The organism is Mycolicibacterium baixiangningiae (genome assembly GCF_016313185.1).
Lineage (GTDB): Bacteria > Actinomycetota > Actinomycetes > Mycobacteriales > Mycobacteriaceae > Mycobacterium > Mycobacterium baixiangningiae.
The window spans coordinates 2,966,464-2,991,938 of record NZ_CP066218.1 but is presented as its reverse complement, the minus strand read 5'-3'; the positions used below and the strand labels follow the sequence as shown (position 1 = coordinate 2,991,938).

General features: G+C 69.2%; 26 protein-coding genes. 14 read left to right on the top strand and 12 right to left on the bottom strand.

Annotation, left to right across the window (positions count from 1 at the left end; all coding sequences use genetic code 11):
* Window positions 1–12 precede the first annotated feature (12 nt).
* Both I7X18_RS13885 and I7X18_RS13880 read left to right on the top strand, forming a co-directional pair.
* Window positions 13–2,433 carry a phosphoketolase family protein gene (locus I7X18_RS13885; protein WP_193048168.1) on the top strand — a complete coding sequence of 807 codons (2,421 nt, stop codon included), beginning with the start codon at window positions 13–15 and terminating at the stop codon, window positions 2,431–2,433.
* Between the two features lie 51 nt (window positions 2,434–2,484).
* Window positions 2,485–3,216, top strand: coding sequence for a CPBP family intramembrane glutamic endopeptidase (locus I7X18_RS13880; RefSeq protein ID WP_193048108.1), 732 nt, complete (start codon window positions 2,485–2,487; stop codon window positions 3,214–3,216).
* 3 nt (window positions 3,217–3,219) lie between these two features.
* Here the strand turns inward: I7X18_RS13880 and I7X18_RS13875 are convergent, their stop codons facing one another.
* Window positions 3,220–3,807, bottom strand: coding sequence for a CGNR zinc finger domain-containing protein (locus I7X18_RS13875; protein ID WP_193048109.1), 588 nt, complete (start codon window positions 3,805–3,807; stop codon window positions 3,220–3,222).
* A 99-nt stretch (window positions 3,808–3,906) separates the two neighbouring features.
* Between I7X18_RS13875 and I7X18_RS13870 the strand changes: the two genes are divergently transcribed.
* The gene (locus I7X18_RS13870) at window positions 3,907–4,389 is read left to right on the top strand and encodes a hypothetical protein (protein ID WP_226864320.1); all 483 of its coding nucleotides are present in this window, start codon (window positions 3,907–3,909) and stop codon (window positions 4,387–4,389) included.
* Between the two features lie 362 nt (window positions 4,390–4,751).
* Window positions 4,752–5,009, top strand: coding sequence for a CDGP domain-containing protein (locus I7X18_RS13865; RefSeq protein WP_193048110.1), 258 nt, complete (start codon window positions 4,752–4,754; stop codon window positions 5,007–5,009).
* A 33-nt stretch (window positions 5,010–5,042) separates the two neighbouring features.
* Here the strand turns inward: I7X18_RS13865 and I7X18_RS13860 are convergent, their stop codons facing one another.
* The 3 genes from I7X18_RS13860 to I7X18_RS13850 form a co-directional block, all read right to left on the bottom strand.
* Window positions 5,043–6,014, bottom strand: a complete 972-nt coding sequence (locus I7X18_RS13860) for an APA family fibronectin-binding glycoprotein (RefSeq protein WP_193048111.1) — start codon at window positions 6,012–6,014, stop codon at window positions 5,043–5,045.
* Window positions 6,015–6,213: 199 nt separating this feature from the next.
* A complete protein-coding gene (locus tag I7X18_RS13855) occupies window positions 6,214–7,290 on the bottom strand; it encodes a sulfate/molybdate ABC transporter ATP-binding protein (protein WP_193048112.1) in 1,077 nt (358 codons plus the stop codon).
* On the bottom strand, window positions 7,287–8,081 hold the full coding sequence (locus I7X18_RS13850) for an ABC transporter permease (RefSeq protein ID WP_193048113.1): 795 nt from the start codon (window positions 8,079–8,081) through the stop codon (window positions 7,287–7,289). Before I7X18_RS13850 ends, I7X18_RS13855 begins: the two co-directional genes overlap by 4 nt.
* 187 nt (window positions 8,082–8,268) lie before the next feature.
* Here I7X18_RS13850 and I7X18_RS13845 point away from each other — a divergent pair, with 187 nt between their 5' ends.
* The 3 genes from I7X18_RS13845 (at window position 8,269) to I7X18_RS13835 (ending at window position 11,406) form a co-directional block, all read left to right on the top strand.
* Window positions 8,269–8,961: an SDR family oxidoreductase gene (locus tag I7X18_RS13845; RefSeq protein ID WP_193048114.1), complete on the top strand. Its 693-nt coding sequence runs from the start codon at window positions 8,269–8,271 to the stop codon at window positions 8,959–8,961.
* 18 nt (window positions 8,962–8,979) lie between these two features.
* The gene (locus I7X18_RS13840; RefSeq protein WP_193048115.1) at window positions 8,980–9,909 is read left to right on the top strand and encodes an LLM class F420-dependent oxidoreductase; all 930 of its coding nucleotides are present in this window, start codon (window positions 8,980–8,982) and stop codon (window positions 9,907–9,909) included.
* 111 nt (window positions 9,910–10,020) lie between these two features.
* Window positions 10,021–11,406, top strand: coding sequence for a type II NADH:quinone oxidoreductase Ndh (locus tag I7X18_RS13835; protein WP_193048116.1), 1,386 nt, complete (start codon window positions 10,021–10,023; stop codon window positions 11,404–11,406).
* Here I7X18_RS13835 and I7X18_RS13830 read toward each other — a convergent pair.
* From I7X18_RS13830 to I7X18_RS13795, 8 genes are all read right to left on the bottom strand, one after another.
* Window positions 11,399–12,031, bottom strand: coding sequence for an urease accessory protein UreD (locus tag I7X18_RS13830; RefSeq protein WP_193048117.1), 633 nt, complete (start codon window positions 12,029–12,031; stop codon window positions 11,399–11,401). The two genes, I7X18_RS13835 and I7X18_RS13830, sit on opposite strands and share 8 nt — an antisense overlap.
* A complete protein-coding gene (gene ureG / locus I7X18_RS13825) occupies window positions 12,031–12,711 on the bottom strand; it encodes an urease accessory protein UreG (protein ID WP_193048118.1) in 681 nt (226 codons plus the stop codon). The genes I7X18_RS13830 and ureG overlap by 1 nt, the downstream gene beginning before the upstream one ends.
* A gap of 10 nt (window positions 12,712–12,721) precedes the next feature.
* Window positions 12,722–13,357: an urease accessory protein UreF gene (locus I7X18_RS13820; RefSeq protein WP_193048119.1), complete on the bottom strand. Its 636-nt coding sequence runs from the start codon at window positions 13,355–13,357 to the stop codon at window positions 12,722–12,724.
* Window positions 13,358–13,372: 15 nt separating this feature from the next.
* Window positions 13,373–15,106, bottom strand: coding sequence for an urease subunit alpha (locus tag I7X18_RS13815; protein WP_193048120.1), 1,734 nt, complete (start codon window positions 15,104–15,106; stop codon window positions 13,373–13,375).
* Window positions 15,103–15,417: an urease subunit beta gene (locus I7X18_RS13810; RefSeq protein WP_193048170.1), complete on the bottom strand. Its 315-nt coding sequence runs from the start codon at window positions 15,415–15,417 to the stop codon at window positions 15,103–15,105. Before I7X18_RS13810 ends, I7X18_RS13815 begins: the two co-directional genes overlap by 4 nt.
* A gap of 8 nt (window positions 15,418–15,425) precedes the next feature.
* Complete coding sequence (locus I7X18_RS13805) at window positions 15,426–15,728, bottom strand: urease subunit gamma (protein ID WP_193048121.1); 303 nt, start codon at window positions 15,726–15,728, stop codon at window positions 15,426–15,428.
* A gap of 57 nt (window positions 15,729–15,785) precedes the next feature.
* Window positions 15,786–16,190, bottom strand: a complete 405-nt coding sequence (locus tag I7X18_RS13800) for a PaaI family thioesterase (protein ID WP_193048122.1) — start codon at window positions 16,188–16,190, stop codon at window positions 15,786–15,788.
* A 203-nt stretch (window positions 16,191–16,393) separates the two neighbouring features.
* On the bottom strand, window positions 16,394–17,164 hold the full coding sequence (locus I7X18_RS13795) for an iron reductase (RefSeq protein WP_193048123.1): 771 nt from the start codon (window positions 17,162–17,164) through the stop codon (window positions 16,394–16,396).
* A 203-nt stretch (window positions 17,165–17,367) separates the two neighbouring features.
* On the opposite strand from I7X18_RS13795, the gene I7X18_RS13790 reads away from it, so the two are divergent.
* The 7 genes from I7X18_RS13790 (at window position 17,368) to I7X18_RS13760 (ending at window position 25,419) form a co-directional block, all read left to right on the top strand.
* Window positions 17,368–17,784: a BlaI/MecI/CopY family transcriptional regulator gene (locus I7X18_RS13790; protein ID WP_193048124.1), complete on the top strand. Its 417-nt coding sequence runs from the start codon at window positions 17,368–17,370 to the stop codon at window positions 17,782–17,784.
* Window positions 17,785–17,798: 14 nt separating this feature from the next.
* Window positions 17,799–18,749 (top strand): M56 family metallopeptidase, encoded by a 951-nt coding sequence (locus I7X18_RS13785; protein ID WP_193048125.1) that lies wholly within the window; start codon window positions 17,799–17,801, stop codon window positions 18,747–18,749.
* 52 nt (window positions 18,750–18,801) lie between these two features.
* Complete coding sequence (gndA, locus tag I7X18_RS13780) at window positions 18,802–20,262, top strand: NADP-dependent phosphogluconate dehydrogenase (protein ID WP_193048126.1); 1,461 nt, start codon at window positions 18,802–18,804, stop codon at window positions 20,260–20,262.
* A 114-nt stretch (window positions 20,263–20,376) separates the two neighbouring features.
* Window positions 20,377–21,813 carry a GuaB1 family IMP dehydrogenase-related protein gene (locus tag I7X18_RS13775; RefSeq protein ID WP_193048127.1) on the top strand — a complete coding sequence of 479 codons (1,437 nt, stop codon included), beginning with the start codon at window positions 20,377–20,379 and terminating at the stop codon, window positions 21,811–21,813.
* A gap of 245 nt (window positions 21,814–22,058) precedes the next feature.
* Window positions 22,059–23,450 carry a hemolysin family protein gene (locus tag I7X18_RS13770; protein ID WP_193048128.1) on the top strand — a complete coding sequence of 464 codons (1,392 nt, stop codon included), beginning with the start codon at window positions 22,059–22,061 and terminating at the stop codon, window positions 23,448–23,450.
* On the top strand, window positions 23,450–24,502 hold the full coding sequence (locus I7X18_RS13765) for a hemolysin family protein (RefSeq protein WP_193048129.1): 1,053 nt from the start codon (window positions 23,450–23,452) through the stop codon (window positions 24,500–24,502). Before I7X18_RS13770 ends, I7X18_RS13765 begins: the two co-directional genes overlap by 1 nt.
* A complete protein-coding gene (locus I7X18_RS13760) occupies window positions 24,502–25,419 on the top strand; it encodes a 3-methyladenine DNA glycosylase (protein ID WP_193048130.1) in 918 nt (305 codons plus the stop codon). The genes I7X18_RS13765 and I7X18_RS13760 overlap by 1 nt, the downstream gene beginning before the upstream one ends.
* The last annotated feature ends 56 nt before the right edge of the window (window positions 25,420–25,475 follow it).

The following is a 25,475-nucleotide window of genomic DNA, read 5'->3' as shown; positions in this document are numbered from 1 at the left end:
GACGGGACGTCAATGAGTGAAACCACGCTGTCCCCCACCCTGTCCGACGAGGACCTCCGGCTCCTCGACGCCTACTGGAGGGCCGCCAACTACCTGTCCGTCGGGCAGATCTACCTGCTGGACAACCCCCTGCTCCGCGAGGATCTGAGCGCGGAACACATCAAACCGCGACTGCTCGGGCACTGGGGCACCACACCTGGTCTCAACCTCGTCTACGCACACCTCAACAGGATCATCCGTGAACGCGACTCCAACATCATCTACATCACCGGACCGGGACACGGCGGCCCCGGCCTGGTGGCCAATGCGTATCTCGAGGGCACGTACAGCGAGGTCTACACCGGCATAACCGAGGACGCCGACGGGCTGCGAAAACTGTTCCGCCAGTTCTCCTTTCCCGGTGGGATCCCCAGCCACGTGGCGGCGGAGACCCCCGGCTCGATCCACGAGGGCGGTGAGCTGGGCTATGCGCTGGTGCACGCCTACGGTGCCGCCTTCGACAATCCGGATCTGGTGGTCGCCTGCGTGGTCGGTGACGGAGAGGCCGAGACCGGGCCACTGGCCGCGAGCTGGCACTCCAACAAGTTCCTCGATCCGGTGACCGATGGCGCGGTGCTGCCGATCCTGCATCTGAACAGCTACAAGATCGCCAACCCCACGGTGCTCTCGCGGATCCCCCAGGAGGAACTGGAGTCGCTGTTCTACGGCTACGGGTACCGGCCGATCACCGTCGCGGGCGACGACCCCGCCAACGTCCACCAGCAGTTGGCGGCCGCGCTCGACGAATGCTTCGACCAGATCGCCGCGATCCAGCGGGCCGCCCGCCTGGACGAGGAGCCTGGCCGCCCGCTGTGGCCGATGATCATCCTGCGCACACCGAAGGGCTGGACCGGCCCCGAGAAGGTCGACGGCAAGAAGGTGGAGGGCACCTGGCGGTCGCACCAGGTGCCGCTGTCGGACACCCATACCAACCCCGAGCACATGGCCCTGCTCGAGGAATGGCTCCGCAGCTACCGGCCCGAGGAACTCTTCGGCGACGACGGCACGCTGGTCCCCGAACTCAAGGCGCTCGCCCCGAGCGGAACCCGCCGGATGAGTGACAACCCGCACGCCAACGGCGGCGTGCTGCTGCGCGACCTCGACCTTCCCGACTTCCGCGACTACGCGGTTCCGGTCGAACGGCCCGGCTCCGAAAGCGCCGAGGCCACCCGCGTGCTCGGTACCTTCCTGCGCGACATCATCGTCCGCAACCCCGACCGGTTCCGGCTCATGGGTCCTGACGAGACGGCTTCCAACCGGTTGTCACCGGTGTTCGAGGTCAGCGACAAGGCGTGGATGGCCGAGATCAGCCCCGACGACGAACACCTCGCACCCGCCGGGCGGGTCATGGAGGTGCTGTCCGAGCACCTGTGCCAGGGCTGGCTCGAGGGTTACCTGCTGACCGGGCGGCACGGGTTGTTCAACTGCTACGAGGCCTTCGTCCACATCGTCGACTCGATGGTCAACCAGCACGCGAAATGGCTCTCGAGCAGTGCACACCTGAGCTGGCGGCGGCCGATCGCCTCGCTCAACTATCTGCTGACCTCCCACGTCTGGCGGCAGGACCACAACGGGGCCTCGCATCAGGATCCCGGGTTCATCGACCACGTCGCCAACAAGCGGTCCGAGGTGGTGCGGGTCTACCTGCCGCCGGACGCCAACACGCTGCTGTCCGTCGGCGATCACTGCCTGCGCAGCCGCCAGTACGTCAACGTCATCGTGGCCGGGAAACAGCCGGCGCTGACCTACCTGTCGATGGACGAGGCCGTCGCGCACTGCGCGCGCGGGCTGGGGATCTGGGAGTGGGCGAGCACCACGACCGGCGAACCGGACGTCGTCCTCGCCTGCGCGGGCGACATCCCGACCCTCGAGACGGTGGCCGCCGCCGACATCCTGCGCCGGCACCTGCCGGACCTGAAGGTACGCGTGGTCAACGTCGTGGACATCATGCGGCTACAGCCCGACTCCGAGCACCCGCACGGGTTGTCCGACCGGGAGTTCGACTCCATCTTCACCAAGGACAAGCCGGTGATCTTCGCCTACCACGGCTACCCCTGGCTCATTCACCGGCTGGCCTACCGGCACGCCAACCACGAACAGCTGCACGTGCGCGGGTTCAAGGAGCGCGGCACCACGACCACGCCGTTCGACATGGTGATGCTCAACGACCTCGACCGCTTCCATCTGGTGATGGACGTCATCGATCGCGTCGACGGGCTGGAGAACAGCGCGGCGGGGCTACGCCAGGAGATGGCCGACGCCCGGCTGGCCGCGCGCACCTACACCCGGGAGCACGGGGAGGACGACCCGGCGATCTCGGGCTGGACGTGGGATAGCGGCTATCAGCCCGGCGGAACACAGTCGATGGCGCAGGACACCGGCGACAACGAGTAGCGCCCCGGTGGAAAAGCGCCGGGAGAAATAGCGCCGGTACGATCGGTCGGGATGACTGTTGTTTCCTCTCCGCCGGCGCTGCCCAGGATGCGGGTCTACGCCGACATCGCCGTCGTCGTCGCCGTACTGGCCGCCACCAACCTGATCGCGCACTTCACCACTCCGTGGGCGAGCATCGCGACCGTGCCTGCGGCGGCGGTGGGGCTGTTGATCCTGATCCGCAGGCGCGGGCTGGACTGGTCCGAACTCGGCCTGGGCCGCGAGCACTGGCGCTCCGGGGCCGGTTACGCGCTGGCTGCCGTGGCCGTGGTGCTCTCGGTGATCGCGGTCGGGGCGCTGCTGCCGTGGACCCGGCCGATGTTCATGAACAACAACTACGCCACCATCTCCGGGGCGCTGATCGCCTCGATGGTCGTGATCCCCCTGCAGACGGTGATCCCCGAAGAGCTGGCATTCCGCGGGGTGCTGCACGGGGCGCTCACCCGCGCCTGGGGTTTCCGCGGGGTGGCCGCCGCAGGCTCACTGCTGTTCGGGCTCTGGCATATCGCCACGTCCCTTGGCCTGACCAGCAGCAACGTCGGGTTCACCCGGCTGTTCGGGAGTGGAGTGGCCGGTACGGTCGCTGGCGTCCTGCTCGCCGTCGTCGCGACCGGTTTCGCCGGCTTCGTGTTCACCTGGCTACGGAAGCGCAGCGGCAGCCTGCTGGCGCCGATCGCGCTGCACTGGTCGCTGAACGGGATGGGCGCGCTGGCGGCCGCGCTGGTCTGGCAGCTGTCGGGCTGAGCCTTACTGCGCCGCGCGGTGGCGGGCGCGGAAGTCCCGGTTCTTGAGCCGGTTGCCGCAGACCGCCATATCGCACCACGACCCACCGCGGTTGCGGGACTGGTCGTAGAACGCCCACCGGCAGTCGTCATTCGCGCAGGCCTTCAGTCGCGCCCAGCTGCCGTCCCGCTGCGCATCGCGGATCACCACCAGGAGCTCTCCCAGCCGCTCGACCAGCGACTCGCCGACCGCGCGAAGTTCGACGTCGCCGTTGTCGTCGATCACCGCGCGGGTGCATCCCGCGGCGGCGACACCGCTCAGCACCTCCACATCACCGCGGGCAGGCGGTGGCCCGCCGGCGTTCTGTACCAGCAGCGCGCGTAGCGCCTCGCGCACGGCGCGGAGATGTCCCAGATCCGCATCGGTCAATGGCGCGTCGGCCCCGAGCAGCCCCCGCCCGATCAGCCAGGGCCGGGCATCCTCCGGCCGGGTCAACCGGTCCTGCCCGATCTCGATGTCGATGGTGTTGACCAGGGACTGCACCCGGTCGAGCGGCGCGGGTGCCGGACGCGTGTCGTTGTCAGCCGTCCACTGTCCGGGCTCCCTGCTCATCGCCCCAGCCTACGCTCGTGACCGGCCAAAGTGTTTGACTGGTCACCGTGACCGGTATAACGTTTTAGATAGTCACGAACAAGAGAGATGGGAACGGTCATGGCCGACAACACGATGTCGCAGTCGATAAAGCTCATTGCCATCACGCCGGATCGCCGATCGAAAGTTCCGCACACCTCCCTGTGGGCGATGTGTACGGCACTCCTGCGCGCAGGGCGGCTCGACGCGCAGCTGGCGGTCGGAACCGCCGCCGCACCGGGCACCGCGCTGGCGGTGCGTGCCACGCGCCTGACGACACGGCGCAACCGCGAGGCGTTGGCGCGCACTCTGTGCCGTTCGGTACACGACGCCCGCGATCGAACACTCTTCAGCGACCCGCGGCTGCCGCTGAACCGCGCGAACATCCTCTCGGCGGAACCGGTGATCGACGACATCGTGGCGCGGTTGCGTGCACCGGAACCGGTCCACGCCCGCGGCGTCGCGCGCTTGAACCGGGTCCTCGCGGACGGGACCGGACCGCTGTACCGGTTCGGCCGCGGCGACCTCGTGGGCCGGCTCGGCGCTTCGCACGCCGCGATGTGAGGGCACCGCCGCCTTTGCGGCATCAAAGTCAGCCTTGAGCAAACTTTCACGAACACCCCGACGGGGTTAATCTGGAACGGTTCGGCCCCTCATGCGACGCCACTCGGGCACCTCCACTGCATGCGGTCGGCCGACGGGGGTGAGGGTGAGTAGGGCCGATACTTCTCTGACGGGCGTGGACGACGTCGCTCCCCGGTTCGCCGGCGAGGTTGCGCGGGTCGAGCCGGACCCTGAACCGGCGTCGAGTCGGTCACATCCGTCCCACCGGAAACTCTTGTCACATCCGCGCACAGCAAAGTGTGACTGTGCAATGTGATCGGTTCGCGCGGCATCGGCAGCGCTCGGCAGGAAGGAACTCCGACATGAAGACGCTCACAGCCCTGGCGGTCGGCGTGCTGGCGGCGGGCGGGATTGCGGTCGGCACGTCCGCACCCGCGCAGGCCGGATGCCAGGGTGGTTGGACGCCATGGGGCGGCGGCACGACGTGCGACGGGCCCATTGGGCAGGACGGCGGGTTCGAACGGTGCGTGACGGCCGGAGCGATGGGCTTCGGCGGCACCAATTGCTACCTGCTCAACGTCAACAACCTCGGAAACCAGATCCCGTACGTCGGGCCGTAGCGGCCCGACGCACGGGTCGGTTGTCTGTCAGCGTCAGGCCGGCGGCAGCATTCCCGGTGCGTTCTCGGGAGCGACCGGAACGGCCACCCCGACACCCGGACGTGGCGGCGGCGCGTTCGGATCCGCCGGCGGCGGCGGCACGTTCGGGTCGGCCGGCGCAGGGGGCGGTGGCGGCGGGGGCGTCCACGGCCGGATCGAGTTCGCGAGGTTCACGGCCGCGTCCCGGTCGACCGGGTTGGTGGCCGATCCCAGCCAGACGACGAACCAGCGTTCCGGCGTCCGTTGGCCCCGCGGTGTGCCAGGCGGGGTCGGGTTGCCCACGACGCCGGCCCAGATCTGTCCGTTCGGCTTGTTGGTGTCGGTGAACTTCACCTCGTAGAACGAGGCGACGCCGGGCATGCCCGCGGCGTCCAGCGGTGTGGTGGCCGAGTTCACCCGGGTGCCGGGGAACGGCATGAAGAACTCGCCCATATCCGAGGCCAGCCGGTTGGCCGCCTTGGTGTTGTCGGTCTCGGCGCCGGCGAAGAGCTTGAGGTCGAGACGGCCCAGCAGGACGCTGGTGTCGTTCGGCGGATCGGTGACACCCTCCGGCGGGATCCTCGTCAGCAGCGCCTGTCCGTACGACAGATTCGTCGCATCCGAGACCTTCCAACCACCGGGCACGACGTAGCTGAAGCCGCCGGCGGCGTTGTCGACGCGACCCGGTTCCGGCGCGGGAGGCGCCGGGGCGTTGGGATCAGCGGGCGGCGGCGGGGCATTCGGGTCCACCGCCGGTGGCGGCGCCGCGTTCGGATCCGCCGGAGGTGGCGGCGGGACCGGAGCGGGTTCACCCGGCGCAGGCGCCGGCACCGCCGGTGCGGGCGCCGGGGGTGGCGGTGGCGGTGGTTGCGCGCCTGCCACCGAGGGCATCGCCAGGGCCGCTGCTGTGGCAGCTGCCACCGCGGCGGTCGCCAGCGTCCTCGACAGGCCCCTGCGTCGTGTCGACATCACGTCCGGCTCATCCATGGTGAAAGAAACTACCGTGTTACCGCCGTGACGCAAGTGTGAACTGCTTTTAATGTGAGTAAGACGATGATTGCTGTCCGGGAAAAGCCGCTGATACCAAGCATTCGCACAGGTTGCTGGACACGGTCAGCCACGGCCGCCACGCCGGAGGCCGTCGAAAATGCTTCTGCACGCTAGATCGGGCGGGGGCCGCCGACCGTTACGGAGCCGGATACAGCCCCACTTCCTGGGCTTTCACCGTCATGTGGACGCGGTCGCCCGGCGTCAGCCGCAATTCGGCGGCCGATTCGGCAGTGATGTCGGCGGCGAGACCCGGCGCACCGTCCGGCTGCTCCGCCGCCCGCACCCGCACCGCGGGTCCGCTCACATCCACCTCGGCGACCGTGACCTCGACCGTGTTGCGCGGACTTCCGTGTGGACGGTCCCGGTACACCGCGACGGCCGCGGGCCGAAAGATCGCCACCGCGGGTTCGCCCGTCACGACCCCGGCTGTCGCGACGCCGTGCCAGTCCGTTCCGCCGGCACACACCACACCGCCGTCGGCTGCGACGCCCGCCACCAGATTCACGCCGGCGAAGCGCGCCCCGAACGGGCTGCGCGGCGCCGCCAGCACCGATGTCGCGGGGCCCGCTTCGGCGATCCGGCCGCCGTCGATGACGACCACGTGGTCGGCCAGTGTGGCGACGTCGACGAGATCGTGGGTGACCAGGACCGCCGAGCGGCCGCCCCGGGTCAGGACCTCCCGCAGCACCCTGCGCATCGCGCCCGCAACGGCGACGTCGAGGCCGGCCAACGGTTCGTCGAGAAGCAGCACCTCGGGCTCGGCGGCCAGCGCGCGCGCGAGCGCCACCCGCTGCGCCTGGCCGCCGGAGAGCTGCCGTGGCATGCGGTCGGCCAGTCCGGCGGCGCCTACTTCGGCAAGCCAATGATGCGCTCCGGCAACGGTTTCCGTCCGTCCACGGCCGGTTCCGCGCAACCCGAACGCGACGTTGGCGACCACCCGCAGATGCGGGAACAACAGCGCGTCCTGAAGCAACAAGCCGACCCGGCGACGGTGGGTCGGCACCTGCACGCCTGCGGAGGTGTCGGTGAGCAAGCGGTCACCGACACGCACCACGCCGTCGTCCGGCCGCACTGTCCCGGCGATCACGTGCAGCGCCGTCGACTTGCCTGCGCCGTTGGGTCCCAGGACCGCCAGCACCTCGCCAGGGCCGACCGAGAACTCGACGTCGACGCCGCGCCGATCGACGCGCGCCCGCAACACGAGTCCCGTCATGTCCAGCCCTGCGCGCGCAGGCGGCGGCTTCCCAGGCCAATGACCACCGCCGCCGCGACCGCGACCAGCAGCACCGACAATGCCACCGCCGCGTCGGCGTCACTCTCCCGCTGTAGGTAGATCTCCAGCGGAAGGGTCCGGGTGACACCCTCACGGGAGCCCGCGAACGTCAGCGTTGCACCGAATTCGCCGAGGGAACGCGCGAACGCCAGCACCGAACCCGACACCAGGCCGGGGGCGAGCAGGGGAAGCGTCACCCGCCACCACACGGTCGACGGTCCCGCGCCCAGGGTGGCGGCGACGACCTCGTAGTCGGTGCCCGCGGTCCGCGCCGCCCCTTCGAGGGCGATGACGAGGAACGGCAGGGACACGAACGTCTGCGCCAGCACGACGGCCGTGGTGGTGAAAGCGATCTGGATCCCTGCGGCGTCGAGGTACCGCCCGACCAGGCCGAGGCGCCCGAAGGCGTAGAGCAGGGCGATCCCGCCCACCACCGGGGGCAGCACCAGCGGCAGAAGGATCACCGGACGCACCGCGCGCACGGCACGCGACGGGCCGCGGGCCAACACCATCGCCATCGGCACACCCAGCACCACGCACAGCACCGTGCTGGCCGCCGCCGTCTGCAGGCTCAGCACCAGCGCCGCCACCGACGACTCGCTGGTCACCAAGGTGGTGAACTGCGGCCAGTTGACCTTCGCCGCGACGGCCACCAGCGGCAGGGCCACGAACAGCGCGCCGACGGCGGCCGGAACGTAGATCCACCGGGGCAGCGCGGAGCCTTCGGTCACCGCCGCGCGACGCCCGGATCGCCGGGAGCCCTCCGCGCACGCGAACCCATACCGGGCACCTTAGGTCACCGGCAGGCGCTGATACCGCAACGTCTGCGCGTCGGATTACCCGGGGTAGCTACCGTCCAGTAACATCGACGCTTGACCGCGGCCCACGCGTGCTGCGGTCAAGCCACACGAGGAGGTCATGGCGATGGAGGTGCTGGTCACCGGCGGCGATACCGATCTGGGTCGGACGATCGCGGAGGGCTTCCGCGAGGACGGACACCGGGTCGTGATCGGCGGGTCGCGGCGGGAGGATCTCGAGATCACCGCCAAGGAACTCGACGTCGACTCGATCGTGTTCGACAACACGGACCCGGCCAGCCTCGAAGAGGCCCGTCCGCTGTTCCCGCATCACCTCGACGCGCTCATCAACGTGCCCGCACCGCAGTACGCCCCTGCTGACCCGCGCATGTTCGGTCTGGCCGACCACGCGATCGCCTGGCGTCGCGCATTGGACACCACCGTGCTGTCCGCGGTGCTGACCGTCCAGATCGTCGGCGACCATCTGCGTTCGGGCGGCTCGATCGTCAACGTGATCCCGGAGAACGTCGTCATCGCGCGGGTCCGCGAAGGCAGCGTCGACGCCGCGATCAAGGCAGCGCTCTCGGACTGGACTGCCGGCCAGGCCGCCCACTTCGGCACCCGCGGGATCACGGTGAACGCCGTCGCGCCCGGCAAGGGCGCCGAGCCGTCCTACGACGGCCTGTCCATCACACCGCCCGCCGTGGCCCCCGAGATCGCCCGGCTTGCGCTGTTCCTGTCGACGCCGGCGGCCCGCCACATCACCGGCCAGACTATGCATGTCAGCAGAGGTGCAGTGGCGAACTTCGGCTAGACCGATAGGGTTGGCGAAGTGACGATCCGACTCGGACTCCAGATTCCCAACTTCTCCTACGGCACCGGTGTCGCCGAAATCTTCCCCACCGTCATCGCCCAGGCCCGCGAGGCCGAGGCCGCCGGTTTCGACTCGGTGTTCCTGATGGACCACTTCTATCAACTGCCGGGTCTCGGTACCCCCGATCAGCCCATGCTCGAGGCCTATACCGCGCTGGGCGCGCTGGCCACCGCAACCGAGCGGGTCCAACTGGGCACGCTGGTCACCGGCATCACCTACCGCAACCCGACGCTGCTGGCCAAGGAGATCACCACGCTCGACGTGATCAGCGCCGGCCGTGCGATCCTCGGTATCGGCACCGGCTGGTTCGAACTCGAGCACGACTCGCTGGGTTTCGAATTCGGCACCTTCACCGACCGGTTCAACAAACTCGGCGAGGCGCTGGAGATCATCCTGCCGATGCTCGAAGGGAAACGCCCCACCTTCGAGGGCAAGTACTACCGAACCCAGGAGGCGATGGCCGAGCCGCGATTCCGCGACCACATCCCGCTGATGATCGGTGGCAGCGGCGAGAAGAAGACGATCCCGCTGGCCGCACGCCACTTCGACCACCTCAACATCATCGCGGGCTTCGACGAGCTGCCCCGCAAGATCGAGGTCGTCAGGCAGAAGTGCGAGGAGATCGACCGCGACCCGGCGACGCTGGAGACCAGCATGCTGGTGGTGGCGATCATCGATGAGAACGTCACCGGCGACGTCATCCCGGACGACTTCAAGCAGCAGGCGGTCTACGGCAGCGCCGAGCAGATCGTCGACCAGATCAAGACCAAGGTGCTCGACGCGGGCGTCGACAGCGTGATCCTGAGCCCCGTCACCAGCCTCACCGGATACCAGCCGGGGGGCCTCACCGAGGTCGCCGCCTTGCTCAAGCCCGTCCTTGGTGTTTGATCCAACGTTCCACGTGGCATAAGCCACAACCGACCGAGTGCCCAACGCCGGGCGCCGCCGACTACCGTAGAGGGCGAGAACGTCGCACGTTTAGCCCGTCGAGGAGCACTGATGAGCCATCCCGGAGCCACTCCAACGGATCGGCACAAAGTCGTCATCATCGGGTCGGGGTTCGGTGGCCTGAACGCCGCCAAGACCCTCAAGCGTGCCGATGTCGACATCAAGCTGATCGCCCGCACCACCCACCACCTGTTCCAGCCGCTGCTGTACCAGGTGGCGACGGGCATCATCTCCGAGGGTGAGATCGCGCCCCCGACCCGTGTGGTGATGCGCAAGCAGAAGAACGTCCAGGTTCTACTCGGCGACGTCACACACATCGACCTGCAGAACAAGCTCGTGCACTCCGAACTGCTGGGCCACGATTACGCGACGCCATACGACAGCCTGGTCATCGCCGCAGGCGCGGGCCAGTCGTATTTCGGCAACGACCACTTCGCCGAGTGGGCGCCCGGTATGAAGTCGATCGACGACGCGCTGGAACTGCGCGCCCGCATCCTCGGCGCCTTCGAGCAGGCGGAACGGTCCAGCGACCCGAAGCGCCGCGAGAAGCTGCTGACCTTCGTCGTCGTCGGCGCCGGCCCCACGGGTGTGGAGATGGCCGGGCAGATCGCCGAGCTCGCCGACTACACGCTGAAGGGCACGTTCCGGCACATCGACCCCACCAGCGCCCGGGTGATCCTGCTCGACGCGGCTCCTGCGGTGCTACCCCCGATGGGCGAGAAGCTGGGTAAGAAGGCTGCGGCGCGCCTGGAGAAGATGGGCGTCGAAATCCAGCTCAACGCGATGGTCACCGACGTCGACCGCAACGGCATCACCGTCAAGGACCCCGACGGCACGATGCGGCGCATCGAATCGGCGTGCAAGGTGTGGTCGGCCGGTGTGTCGGCCAGCCCGCTCGGGCGCGACCTCGCCCAGCAGTCCGAGGTCGAGGTCGACCGCGCCGGCCGCGTCAAGGTGCTGCCGGACCTGTCGATCCCGGGCCACCCGAATGTGTTCGTCGTCGGTGACATGGCCGCGGTCGACGGGGTGCCGGGGATGGCGCAGGGCGCGATCCAGGGCGGCCGCTACGCCGCGAAGCTGATCAAGAACGAGGTGAAGGGCGCCAACCCGGCGTTCCGCCAGCCGTTCGAGTACTTCGACAAGGGCTCGATGGCGACCGTGTCGAGGTTCTCGGCCGTGGCGAAGGTCGGCCGCCTGGAATTCGGCGGGTTCATCGCCTGGCTGGCGTGGCTGGCGCTGCACCTGGTGTACCTCGTCGGGTTCAAGACCAAGATCGTCACGCTGATCTCCTGGACGGTGACGTTCCTGTCGACCAAGCGTGGGCAGCTCACGATCACCGAACAGCAGGCGTATGCCCGAACGCGAATAGAGGAACTCGAGGAGATCGCCGCGGCGGTCACCGAGACCGAACGGGAGAGGGAGCAGGCGGCTAGTTAGTCAGCCGCTCGCCCTGCCAGGTCGCCAGACAACCGCCGGCGGCCAGCGTGAGAACCGTGCCGTCCGCGTCGAAAGCTGTGTCCGGATAACGTAATTCGCTGACGCACGCCAGTGGCCGGCCGAGTGCGTCGTCGGTCACCGATCCAGTGCCGAGTTCGACGCGGTGGCGCAGCAGGGCCGCGCCGTCGACGTCGGCGTGCAGGGCGCCGGACCAGAACCCTTCGCGCTCGTTTGATCTGCCGATCTGCACCCGTTCCCGCAGCCGGATACCGCCCCCGCCGGTGAGCCGTATGCGGGTCTCGGTCAGATGCCGCGAGGCGCCGGCGACCACGGTCGGCTGAGGGTCGATGTCGAGCTCCCCGGCGGATTCGATGTCCCAGCATGTGCGCGACTCCCGCGTCGCCGCACCGGGCAGCGTCACGGTCGCCGCGGCGCTGCGCACCATGAGGCGGGCGCCCGGCTCCACCACCACGCGCACACTGATGACGTCCCCACCCAGCGGCGTGGCCGCGGCCGACACCAGGTGCACGGTGTCGGCTCCGGTGCGGCGCACGGCGATTCCGCCGACGTGTTCGATGCGGGGCGCTCGCCCCGGGCGCGCGACGATGAGGACGTCGGAGCGCACTAGCCCTGCACCGGCACCCGCAGTTGTGCGCGCACCCAGTCGAGTACCGGTCCGGCCGTCGGATCGGCGGTCAGCGAGATCAGCACGAAGGGCCGTTCACCGCGCACCTTGGCCGAGTCGCGCCGCATCACGTCCAGATCGGCGCCGACCATCGGCGCCAGATCCGTCTTGTTGATCACCAGCAGATCCGAGAAGGTCACGCCCGGACCACCTTTGCGGGGCACCTTGTCCCCGCCCGCGACGTCCACGACGAAGATCTGCACGTCGATGAGCCCGGAGGAGAACGTCGCGGTGAGGTTGTCACCGCCCGACTCGACGAGGATCAGGTCGAGGTGGTCGTGCCCGGCCATCAGGTCGTCGATCGCATCGAGGTTCGCGGTGATGTCGTCGCGGATCGCGGTGTGCGGGCACCCGCCGGTCTGCACGGCGGCGATCCGGTCGTCGGGCAGCACGGCGTGGCGGCGCAGGAAGTCGGCGTCCTCGGTGGTGTAGATGTCGTTGGTCAGCACCGCCAACGAAAGTTCCTCGCGCAGTTGCCGGCACAGCGCGGCCACCAGCGCGGTCTTACCGGAGCCGACGGGTCCGCCGACGCCGATGCGCAGCGGCTCCCCCGGCGTTCGCGCCCGCTTAGGGCGGTCGGTGTGGCCGTGGGGCTGACCGTCGATGAAATGTGGTGGCATGTCAAACCTTTCAGGAAGCGAAGAGTGGCCGCTCGCGGTCGCTGTGTCGTTCGGCCAGCACGTCGAGCAGCGGATCGGACAGGTCGGCGGGTTCTTTGGCGGCGGCGGCCGAGACATCGTCGCACAGCGGGCCCAGCGCGAAGGTCAGCGCGGCGACGTCACCGGGGTCGAGCGCGAGCAGTCGCTGGGCGGCGGTGGCCGAGCCCGTCATGGTGGTGTAGACGACCGACAGCGCGGTCTGCTCGGGGGTGAGGCCGGCCGCCGCGCCCACCGCACCCGATGCGACAGGCAGATGGGGGGCGCGGCCCAGGGCGGTCCAGTCGCGGTCCGGCCAGACGCGCCGGGCCAGACGTGCCAGTCCCCTGCCCTGCGCCCGGGACGCCGCCCGCGCCGCCGGGGCCGGTGTGCGCGCGTCGGTTTCGCGGTCGGCCGCCGCGGCGGTCAGAGTGCCGGCGTGTACGGCGGCGGCCAGTGACGCCGCGACCAGACCCTGGGTGCGCACCCGCCGCACCAGGTAGGCGCGCAGCGTCTCGAGGTCGGTGACGAGTCCACTGGTGATGGCCTCCTCGACGCCACCGGAGTGGACGTGGCCGCCGGTCGGCAGCCGGGAGTCGGCCAGGGTGAGCAGGGTGGTGAGCGGTGTCATCGGCACAGGAGTCGGCTAGAACAGAAAATACCGTTGCGCCATCGGCAGTTCGGTGGCGGGCTGTTCCTGCCACACGTCGCCGTCGATGCGCACCGTGAAGGTGTCCGGGTCCACCTCGATGCGGGGCAGCGCGTCGTTGAGCGGCATATCCGCCTTCCCCACGCTCCGCACATCCTTGACGGCGACGAGCCTGCGGCGCACGTCGATCCGGTCGGCCAACCCGTCCTCGATGGCCTGCGGCGCCACGAAGTGCAGCGACGTCGCGGCCGCCGCCGCCGGCGCCGCGCCGAACATCGGGCGCGGCAACACGGGCTGCGGTGTCGGGATCGACGCGTTGGCGTCCCCCATCGCGGCCCAGGCGATCATGCCGCCCTTGAGCACCGCGTGCGGTCGGACGCCGAAGAACGCGGGCTCCCACAGCACCAGGTCGGCGAGTTTGCCGACTTCGACCGAACCGACCTCGTGGTCGAGTCCGTGCGCGATGGCCGGGCAGATCGTGTACTTGGCGACGTAGCGGCGGGCCCGCATGTTGTCGGCCCCCCTTGTTCCCGAGCGGTCACCGTCCAGCGCGCCGCGGCGGCGCTTCATCACGTGCGCGGTCTGCCACGTGCGCAGCACGACCTCCCCGATGCGGCCCATCGCCTGCGAATCGCTGCCGATCATCGAGATGGCCCCCATGTCGTGCAACAGATCCTCGGCCGCGATCGTCGAGGGCCGGATACGGCTCTCCGCGAACGCGAGATCCTCGGGCACGCTGGGGTTCAGGTGATGGCACACCATGAGCATGTCGAGGTGTTCGTCGAGGGTGTTGACGGTGTGCGGGCGGGTCGGATTCGTGGAACTGGGCAGCACGTAGGGTTCGGCGGCGACGGTGATGATGTCGGGTGCGTGCCCGCCGCCAGCCCCCTCGGTGTGATAGGCGTGGATCGAGCGGCCCTTGATCGCGCCGACGGTGTTCTCCACGAACCCGGCCTCGTTGAGGGTGTCGGAGTGCAACGCCACCTGGACACCCGCGGCGTCGGCCACGGTGAGACACGCGTCGATAGCCGCCGGGGTCGAACCCCAGTCCTCGTGCAGCTTGAAACCGGATGCGCCGCCGCGCAACTGCTCCCACATCGAGTCCGCGTTGACGGTGTTGCCCTTGCCGAGCAGCGCGACGTTCATCGGCCACGAGTCGAGCGCTTCGAGCATGCGGGCCAGGTGCCAGGCGCCGGGGGTGACGGTGGTTGCCTTGCTGCCCTCCGCCGGTCCGGTGCCGCCGGCGATGATCGTGGTGATCCCGCCGCCGAGCGCCTCTTCCATGATCTGCGGGCAGATCAGGTGCACGTGGCAGTCGATACCGCCCGCGGTGACGATGCGGCCGTTGCCGGCGACGATCTCGGTGGACGGCCCGACCACCAGGTCGGGGTGTACACCGTCCATGATGTCGGGGTTGCCGGCCTTGCCGATCGCCACGATCCGGCCATCACGGATCCCGATGTCGGCCTTGATGATTCCCCAGTGGTCGATGATGACCACACCGGTGATGACGGTGTCCGGGGCGCCTTCTGCGCGGGTGGCACGTCCCTGTCCCATGGACTCGCGCAGCACCTTGCCGCCGCCGAACACCGCTTCGTCGCCCGCGAGACCCGGCCCGCCGCTGCGGTCTTCGGTGATCTCGACGAACAGATCGGTGTCGGCCAACCGGATCCGGTCACCGGTGGTGGGCCCGAACAACGCGGCATAGCGCTCCCGCGACAACGACGTCATGACGCATCCAATCGGCCCGGCGGCTTCAGTGACAGGCCGTACACCTCGCGGCTGCCTCGCAGTGGCACCAGCCGAACCCGCTGGCCGACACCGGGTTCGAAGCGCACGGCGGTGCCGGCCGGGACGTCGAGTCGGTGGCCGTGGGCGGCGGCGCGGTCGAAGTCGAGGGCGGCGTTGGCCTGCGGCAGATGAACGTGGCTGCCGACTTGCACCGGCCGGTCAGCGGTGTTCATCACATCCATCTCCACACGCGAAGCGCCGGCGTTGATCTCGATGTCGCCTTCGCCGAAGAGGAACTCCCCCGGCACCATGGGTGTGCTCACGAGATCGGGTGGTGGACGGTGACGAGTTTCGTCCCGTCCGGGAAGGTGGCTTCCACCTGGACGTCGGGCAGCATTTCGGGCACTCCCTCCATGACGTCGTCGCGGCCGAGGACGTCGCGTCCGCTGACCATCAACTCCGCCACCGTGCGACCGTCCCGCGCCCCTTCGAGCAGGTGGTCGGTGAGTACGGCGACGGCTTCGGGGTGGTTCAGACGCAGTCCACGGGCACGGCGGCGCCGCGCCAGGTCGGCGGCGTATGAGATGAGCAGGCGATCCTGCTCATGCGGGGTCAAACGCATAGTCGGCGATCCTGCCATGGCGCGGCGTGCTCAGCAGCCTCACCACATGGCCGGGCACTAGGCGTCCGGCATGTTCTGCAGCCGCACCTGGCCGCGTGCCACCAGCTTGTCGTTCTCGTCGGTGATGGTGATCAGCCACAACTGCTGGCGACGCCCCCGGTGGATCGGGGTGGACACCGCTGTGACGGTGCCCGAGGAGATGGCGCGCAGGAAGTCGGTGTTGTTGTTGACCCCCACCACGGTGCCGCCACCGTTGGCGGTGAGCCAGACGTGACCGGAGACGCTGGCCAGGCTTTCGACGATCGCGCAGTAGACGCCGCCGTGCACGATCCCCCACGGCTGCAGGAGCTTGTCGTGGATCGTCAGCTGTGCGCGGCCGCCGTCGGGGGTGACCTCGAGATAGGTGAGGCCGAGTTCCTTGTCGTAGCCCTCGCCGAGACTGTCGGGCGTCTGAGTCGTCACAGCAGTCGTGTCTACACCGCGCTGTGCGACGACCGCGAAAGGGGTTGGGCGAAAAGGCGGACGGGCCCCGCACGTGATGTGCGGGGCCCGCCCTTCGATGGACCGGGGGTCTCTGCAGCCCTCAGGACTCCGGCGCGGTCCGGTGGTTCTCTCGCGATCTGGTGACTCTCGGTGGAACCGTCAACAGCATAGGCAAGGCTGCCCTAATTAAGCAAGACCTTCCCTCCGGCCCGGACCCCGCCGCGCACCGGCAGGCCGAAACCGACGAGCGCGTCGAGCACGGCTTGACCGCGGCGCATGCTGGTCCACTCGCTCGAACCCGCCAGCAGCGGCACCCGGGTGGCCGCCCCGACGACCGCTCCGCCCACGAGGTGCCACATCGCGGCCACGGACATCGCGCCCCCGCTGACGGCGGCCAGCTTGCCGAACAGCGGTGCGAGCGTCCGATGGCTGCGGTGGGCGACCCATGTCGCCAGCGCCGCCTCACTGGGTAGCGCGACGATCCCCTGCGGTGCGCCGAGCCGCAGCCGGGGCCGAGCGTCGAAGCACGGGTCGTCCGGCAGCGCGCGAAGGGTGGGGTCGACGACGCCCACCCAGTCGATGGCGCCCTCGGAGTCGACGTGCACCCACAGGTTCTCGAGCCCGGTGTCCCAGGCTCGCCGTTCGAGTACCAGCAGGGGGATCACGCGGCCGAGAACCACATGGGCCAGCGTGGCCGCGAGCTGCTGAGCGACCGCGGTCCGGTTGGCGGATTCGGCCAGGGCCTGGTCGAACATCGCCTCGAGCCGGTCGCCGGTGAGCGCCTCGGTCAGCGGCCACCACCGCCGCCGGGACAGGTCACCCATGACCGCCACCCCGTACACCCGCGGGCACTCGGGGTAGAGCTCGCGCAGCCGTCGGCACGATTCGTGCAGCGGCAGCGTCCGCTTGATGGCCATACCTGCGATCAGCGGATCCTCGATCAGTACCGTCACTGCACCTCCCGGCGACTCGGCGTTGTTAGGTTAGCCTTACTATAACTATGCGCCAGTGCAGGGCCAGAACCTGTGATTGGTTTCACAACGACGCCGGTTGACCAGGGCGGGAATGCTCTCGATGGGTAAGACTGTTGCTCCTCTGCGTCGGATACGACGCGCGGTAGTACCCTGGTTTCTACTGTTCAGGAGAGTGACGGAAGATGGCCAAGTTGACGCGTCTGGGTGAGCTCGAGCGTGAGGTGATGGACCACTTGTGGTCGGCCCGCGAGCCCCAGACTGTGCGCCAGGTGCATGAGGCCCTCGCGGCTCGCCGGGATCTGGCCTACACCACGATCATGACGGTGCTGCAGCGGTTAGCGAAGAAGAACCTGGTGGTGCAGCACCGCGACGACCGTGCCCACCGCTATGCCCCCACCCACGGCCGCGACGAACTCGTCGCCGGACTGATGGTCGACGCCCTCGATCAGGTCTCGGACTCCGGCAGCCGGGAGGCCGCGCTGGTGCACTTCGTCGAGCGCGTCGGCGCTGACGAGGCCGCCGCGCTGCGTCGCGCGCTCGCCGAATTGGAGGGCAAGCACCGTCTCACCCCGCCCGCTGGCGATTCGGGTACCGCCTGAGTGACAATTGAGGGGTGTCCGCGCTGGCCTTCACCCTCGTCGCGCTGCTCCTCGTGGGGCCGGTGCCGGCAGTGCTGGCCCGCGCGTCCTGGACGATGCGCGCTCCGCGCGCCGCAATAGTGCTGTGGCAGTCGATCGCGCTGGCCGGTGTGCTCTCGGCATTCTCCGCCGGCATCGCCATCGCCAGCCGCCTTTTCGTCCCCGGCCCCGACGGCAGACCCACCGCCACCATCACCAGTGAGATCGATGTACTCGGGTGGCCGTTGTGGCTGCTGTACGTCGTGGCGTTCCTGGTCACGCTGCTCATCGGCGCCCGCCTGATCGTCTCGGTGTTGCAGGTGGCCGTCGCCACCCGCCGCCGGCGGGCCCACCACCGGATGATGGTCGACCTGCTCGGGGTGTCGCGCGACGCGGTCCCCACCGACGTGCGCAGACGGGCCACCGGTCTGCGGGTCCTCGACGTGAAACAACCCCTCGCCTACTGCCTGCCCGGCGTTCGCAGCCGCGTGGTGCTCAGCGAAGGGGCACTGAAAACGCTGGCGGACGACGAGATCGCGGCCATCCTCACCCACGAGCGCGCCCACCTCCGGGCCCGGCACGACCTCGTCCTCGAGATGTTCACCGCGGTCCACGCCGCGTTTCCCCGCTTCGTCCGCAGCGCCAGCGCGCTGGACGCGGTGCGCCTGCTGGTGGAACTGCTCGCCGACGACGCCGCCGTGCGCATCGCCGGACCCACACCCCTCGCCCGCGCACTGGTCGCCTGCGCCGCCGGCCGTGCTCCGTCCGGCGCCCTGGCCGCCGGCGGTCCGACCACCGTGATCCGTGTCCGCCGCCTCGGGGGCCTGCCGAACAGCCCGGCGCTCGCGGCCACCGCGTACCTGGCCGCCGCGGCGGTGCTCGTCGTCCCGACGGTGGCCGTCGCGGTGCCGTGGCTGACCGAACTGCATCGACTGTTCGCCGGATAGTTCGCAGGTCTCTCCGGTCGCGAAATACAACAGAACACGAAAGGCTGTGCCTATGAGCTCGTCCGAGAAGTCCACCGCCGGCTCCGCGCAGATCGGCGTCACCGGCCTGGCGGTGATGGGTTCGAACATCGCCCGCAACTTCGCCAGGCACGGCTACACCGTCGCGTTGCACAACCGGACCCAGGCCAGAACCGACGCGCTGCTGGCCGAGCACGGCTCGGAGGGCTCGTTCGTGCGCACCGAAACCATCCCCGAGTTCCTCGCCGCCCTGGAGAAACCGCGCCGGGTGCTGATCATGGTCAAAGCCGGTGACCCCACCGACGCCGTCATCAACGAACTCGCCGATGCGATGGAAGACGGCGACATCATCATCGACGGCGGCAACGCGCTCTACACCGACACCATCCGGCGCGAGAAGGCCATCCGCGAACGCGGTCTGCATTTCGTGGGCGCCGGCATCTCCGGCGGTGAGGAGGGCGCCCTCAACGGGCCGTCGATCATGCCGGGCGGGCCACAGGAGTCCTACGAGAGCCTCGGCCCGCTGCTGGAGGAGATCTCCGCGCACGTCGACGGCGTCCCGTGCTGCACGCACATCGGACCCGACGGCGCGGGCCACTTCGTGAAGATGGTGCACAACGGCATCGAGTACTCCGACATGCAGCTCATCGGCGAGGCCTACCAGCTCCTGCGCGACGGGCTCGGCAAGACCGCTCCCGAGATCGCCGACGTCTTCGAGGAGTGGAACTCCGGAGACCTCGACAGCTTCCTCGTGGAGATCACCGCCCAGGTGCTGCGCCAGACCGACGCGAAGACGGGCAAACCGCTCGTCGACCTCATCCTCGACGAGGCCGAACAGAAGGGCACCGGCCGCTGGACGGTCAAATCCGCACTCGACCTCGGTGTGCCCGTCACCGGTATCGCCGAAGCGGTGTTCGCCAGGGCGCTGTCGGGTTCGGTCGCCCAGCGCCAGGCCACCACCGGACTCGCCTCCGGTCAGCTCGGCGAAACACCAAGCGACGCAGCACAGTTCGTCGAAGATGTCCGTCAGGCGCTGTACGCCTCGAAGATCATCGCCTACGCCCAGGGCTTCAACCAGATCCAGGCCGGGTCGAACGAGTACGACTGGGGCATCACCCCCGGCGACATGGCGACCATCTGGCGCGGCGGGTGCATCATCCGCGCCAAGTTCCTCAACCGGATCAAGGACGCCTTCGACACCGACCCCGACCTGCCCAGCCTGATCGTCGACCCGTACTTCCGCGACGCGATCGAGAACGCCATCGACAGCTGGCGCCGGGTCGTGGTCAAGGCCACCGAACTGGGCATCCCCATCCCGGGGTTCAGCTCGGCGCTGTCCTACTACGACGGCCTTCGCACCGAACGCCTGCCTGCGGCGCTGACCCAAGGGCTCCGCGACTTCTTCGGCGCCCACACCTACGGCCGCATCGACGCCGACCGGGACAAGAGGTTCCACACGTTGTGGAGCGGTGACCGCACCGAGGTCGAGGCCTAGTTCCCCCCGCCGAGCAGACGCAAAACTGCTCGTTAATCCCCGATTTCGGACAGTTCTTCGTCTGCTCGCGCGGAAGAATGTGCCACTAGACTCGGACGCGATGAGGATTCCGCTGTGAAGTTTCTAGCCGGCCACCACCCGCCATACGACCTGACCTACGACGACGTCTTCGTCGTTCCGCAACGGTCCGACGTCCCGTCGCGGTTCGACGTCGACCTGTCCACCGTCGACGGCGCGGGCACCACGATTCCCGTCGTGGTCGCCAACATGACCGCCGTCGCCGGCCGGCGGATGGCCGAGACGGTGGCGCGCCGCGGTGGTCTGGTGGTGCTCCCGCAGGATCTGCCGATCTCGGCGGTCCAGCAGACCGTCGACTTCGTCAAGAGCAGGGACCTCGTCGTCGACACCCCGGTGACGCTGGCACCCGACGATTCGGTGTCCGACGCGATCGCGCTGATCCACAAGCGTGCCCACGGCGCGGCCGTCGTGCTGTTCGAAGGCCGCCCGATCGGGCTGGTGACCGAGTCGACCTGCCTCGACGTGGACCGCTTCACGCGGGTTCGCGACGTCGCCGTCAGCGATTTCGTCACCGCACCGGTGGGCACCGATCCGCGCAAGGTCTTCGATCTGCTCGAACACGCGCCCGTCGACGTCGCGGTGCTCACCGAACCGGACGGCACGCTTGCCGGCGTCCTCACCCGCACCGGGACCATCCGCGCGGGCATCTACTCTCCGGCCGTCGACCGGCACGGGCGGCTGCGCATCGCCGCGGCCGTCGGCATCAACGGCGACGTGGGTGCGAAAGCGCGGGCGCTGGCCGAGGTCGGGGTCGACCTGCTGGTGATCGACACCGCCCACGGCCACCAGACCAGGATGCTCGACGCGATCCGGGCGGTGGCCTCACTCGAGCTGGGTCTGCCGATCGCGGCGGGCAACGTGGTGTCCGCCGAGGGCACCCGCGACCTCATCGATGCGGGCGCGACGATCGTCAAGGTCGGCGTCGGCCCCGGCGCGATGTGCACCACCAGGATGATGACCGGCGTTGGCCGGCCGCAGTTCTCGGCGGTGGTCGAATGCGCCGCGGCGGCAAAGGAACTCGGCGCGCACGTCTGGGCGGACGGCGGTGTGCGCCATCCCCGCGACGTGGCACTGGCGCTGGCGGCGGGTGCGTCCAACGTCATGATCGGCTCCTGGTTCGCCGGCACGTACGAGTCGCCCGGCGATCTGATGCGCGACCGCGACAACCGCCCGTACAAGGAGAGCTACGGGATGGCCTCCAAACGGGCCGTCGCGGCGCGGACCGCCGCCGACAGCCCGTTCGACCGCGCCCGCAAGGCGCTGTTCGAAGAGGGCATCTCGACGTCGCGGATGAGCCTCGACCCGGCGCGTGGCGGTGTCGAGGATCTCCTCGACCACATCACCTCCGGGGTGCGCAGCACCTGCACCTACGTCGGTGCCGCGACGCTGCCCGACCTGCACGAGAAGGTGGTGCTCGGGGTGCAGTCGGCCGCCGGATTCGCCGAGGGCCGGCCGCTGCCGACCGGTTGGTGACGGTCGCCAGACGGCCGGGAGCGGGTGGTCAGCATTTCTGTGCGCCGGTTACGATTGGGCATTCGCGCCGTCATCTGTTGACGTCCGCCGTCCGACCGAGGAAGGGATCACGTGCCGCAGGCACCCGCCGAGGCCCGGTGTGCACCGGAGGCCTGCCTGGCAGAGAACCCGTCCACCGAACCACCCGACGCCGAACCCTCCCCTAGCCGGCCGGGCTCACGGACCGGCTCAACGGTGAGAACGCGATGAGCGTCGCCTACACCCTGCTCTCGCTGCTGGCGATCGTGGTGTTGACCGCGGGCACCGCGGTCTTCGTCGCCGCTGAGTTCTCCCTCACAGCGCTCGAACGCAGCACCGTCGAGGCGAATGCACGCAGTGGCAACCGCCGCGACCAACTCGTGCGTCGCGCCCATCGCACCCTGTCGTTCCAGCTCTCGGGCGCCCAGGTGGGCATCTCGATCACCACGCTGGCCACGGGCTATCTGGCCGAACCGGTGGTGGCACGGCTGCTGTATCCGGGCCTCGACGCGATCGGCCTGCCGGAGCAGGCCGCGAGCGGTGTCGCCCTGTTCCTGGCGATCCTCATCGCCACCTCGGTGTCGATGGTCTTCGGCGAACTCGTCCCGAAGAACCTCGCGGTCGCCCACCCCGCTCCCACCGCACGCGCCTCGGCCCCTCCGCAACTGCTCTTCTCCACGATCTTCACACCACTGATCCGGTTGACCAACGGCACCGCGAACTGGATCCTTCGCCGGCTGGGTATCGAGCCGGCCGAGGAACTGCGATCGGCGCGCTCGGTCCAGGAGCTGATCTCGCTGGTGCGGAACTCCGCCCGCAGTGGCTCACTCGATCCGGTGACCGCCGTGTTGGTGGACCGGTCGCTGCAGTTCGGCGAGCGGACCGCTGAGGAGTTGATGACGCCGCGCACCGAGATCGAGGCGCTGCAGGCCGACGACACCGTCGCCGACCTCATCGCCGCGGCGATCGAGACCGGCTACTCGCGCTTTCCCATCGTCGAAGGTGACCTCGACGCGACCATCGGCGTCGTGCACGTCAAGCAGGTGTTCGCGGTGCCGCGCGGTGACCGCGAGCGGACCCGCCTCGCGGCGATCGCCATCCCGGTCGCGACCGTGCCCTCGACACTCGACGGCGATGCGGTGATGACCCAGATCCGTGCCAACGGGCTGCAGACCGCGCTCGTGGTCGACGAGTACGGCGGCACCGCGGGCATGGTGACCGTCGAGGACCTGATCGAGGAGATCGTCGGAGACGTCCGTGACGAGCACGACGACGCCACCCCCGATGTGGTCGCAGCCGGGCAGGGCTGGCAGGTGTCGGGTCTGCTCCGGATCGACGAGGTGGCCACCGGCACCGGTTTCCGTGCCCCCGAAGGGGAGTACGAGACCATCGGCGGACTGGTGCTGCAGGAACTCGGGCACATCCCCGAGGTGGGTGACTCCGTCGAACTGACCGCGTTCGATCCGGACGGGCCGCTGGAGGATCCGATCCGCTGGCGGGCCGAGGTCGTCCAGATGGACGGGCGGCGTATCGACCTTCTCGAACTCACCGAACTCGGGCGACGCGGCGACACCGAGTCCGATGACGAAACCGACACCAAGCCGGAGGAGAACCGCTGATGGGTGGCGATCTGTTCGGGGTCCTGCTGACCGTGCTGCTCCTGGCGGCCAACGCGTTCTTCGTCGCCTCCGAGTTCGCGCTGATCTCGGCACGCCGCGACCGGCTCGAAGCCCTGGCCGAACAGGGCAAGAAGAGCGCGGTGACGGTCATTCGGGCCGGTGAGAACCTCTCGCTGATGCTCGCCGGTTCCCAGTTGGGCATCACGATCTGCTCGATCCTGCTGGGCCGCGTCGGCGAACCGGCCGTGGCGCATCTCCTGGAGAAACCGTTCGGGCTGCTCGGCATCCCGGATGCCGTGTTGCACACTGTCGCGTTCGTGGTGGCGCTGAGCGTGGTGGTCACGCTGCACGTGCTGCTCGGCGAGATGGTGCCGAAGAACATCGCGATCGCCGGGCCGGAGTCGGCGGCGATGCTGCTGATCCCGATGTACCTCGTCTACATCCGGGCGGCACGACCGCTCATCGCGTTCTACAACTGGTGCGCGAACGCGACGCTGCGCGCGTTCGGGGTGGAGCCGAAGGACGAGCTCGCCCTCAACGTGTCCACGGTCGAGCTGTCCGAGATGATCGCCGAATCGGTGTCCGAAGGTCTGCTCGATCCCGAGGAGCACACCCGGCTGACCCGCGCCCTGCAGATCCGCAACAGGACGGTCAAAGACGTCGCGATGCCGCTGGACACCATCCACGCCATCCCGGCGTCCGCCCTGGGCCTTGGACCCACTGCCGGGGCGGTCGAGCGGGCGCTGACCGAGACGGGCTATTCCCGCTTCCCGGTGACCGCACCGTCCGGGCAGTACCTCGGCTATCTGCACATCAAGGACGTGCTGCCGCTGGTCGACGACCCCGATGCGGTGCTGGACCGGTCGATGGTGCGTCCCCTGCCGCAACTCCCCGCGTCGCTGCCGCTGCCCGATGCGCTGTCCCGGCTGCGCCGCACGAACAGCCACCTCGCGCTGGTCACCTCCGACGGGGCGATCACCGCGATGGTCGCCCTCGAGGACCTCGTCGAGGATCTCGTCGGCACCGTGCGCGACGGAACCCACCGGCGGTGATGACCGAGTTCCTCGATGAGTCGGTCTGGGTGTCGCGCGAAGACACCCACCGCGTTCGGGTGGACTCCTTCTGCGCGCCGCACCTGGCGCGGCGCCGCGCCGGCCGGCCGCACCCCGTGTGGGACTTCCTGTTCACCTACTACAGCCTGCGCCCACGCCAGCTGAGGTGCTGGCATCCAGGGTTCGGCGTGGTGCTCGGAGGGGCTGCGGCCCGCCGCTACCTGGGCCGCGCCGGCTACGGCGAAGTGGCCGACGGCGTCACGGTGACCGCGGAGCACCTCGGTGCCCGCGCCGACACCGTGGGCTTCGTGGCCGGGTTGCTGCACGCCACCGCCACCCGGCCGGCACGGCTCAACTGCTTCGGACTGCACGAGTGGGCAATGGTGTACCGCTCCCCCGATACCCGTCACGACGCAGTGCCGCTACGCCTCGGGCATGCCGGGACCGATGCGGTGGTTGAGTCGATGTCGTTGCGCTGCAGCCACTTCGACGCTTATCGGTTTTTCACCGAAGCCGCGGTCGGCCGCAATGTCGAATCGTTGAGCCGGGACCGCCAGCTGGCCACCGAGCAGCCGGGCTGCCTGCACGCAGCCATGGATCTGTACAAGTGGGCCTACAAACTCGCACCGCTCGTGGCGTCGGACCTGGTGCTCGAGTGTCTGGAACTGGCCGCTGACGCCCGGTTGCTCGACATGTGCGCGAGCCCATATGACCTGCGCGGGTACGGATTCGAGGCCATCGCGATCGAAACCCCGGCAGGGCGGGCCGAATACGTCAGGGCTCAGCAGGACATCGCCGACCGAGCCGCCTCGCTGCGCGCCACACTGGCGGCCCGATGTGACGCGTTACGCATCGCATTGGATACGGACGGCGCGGCGACGGTGCGCGTTGGATTCGCCGACCTTACCCATGGGTAAGCTGGATCGACGGCGGCGTGCCGGATGGCGCGCGTGAGATCGGCCGAGGAGGAAGA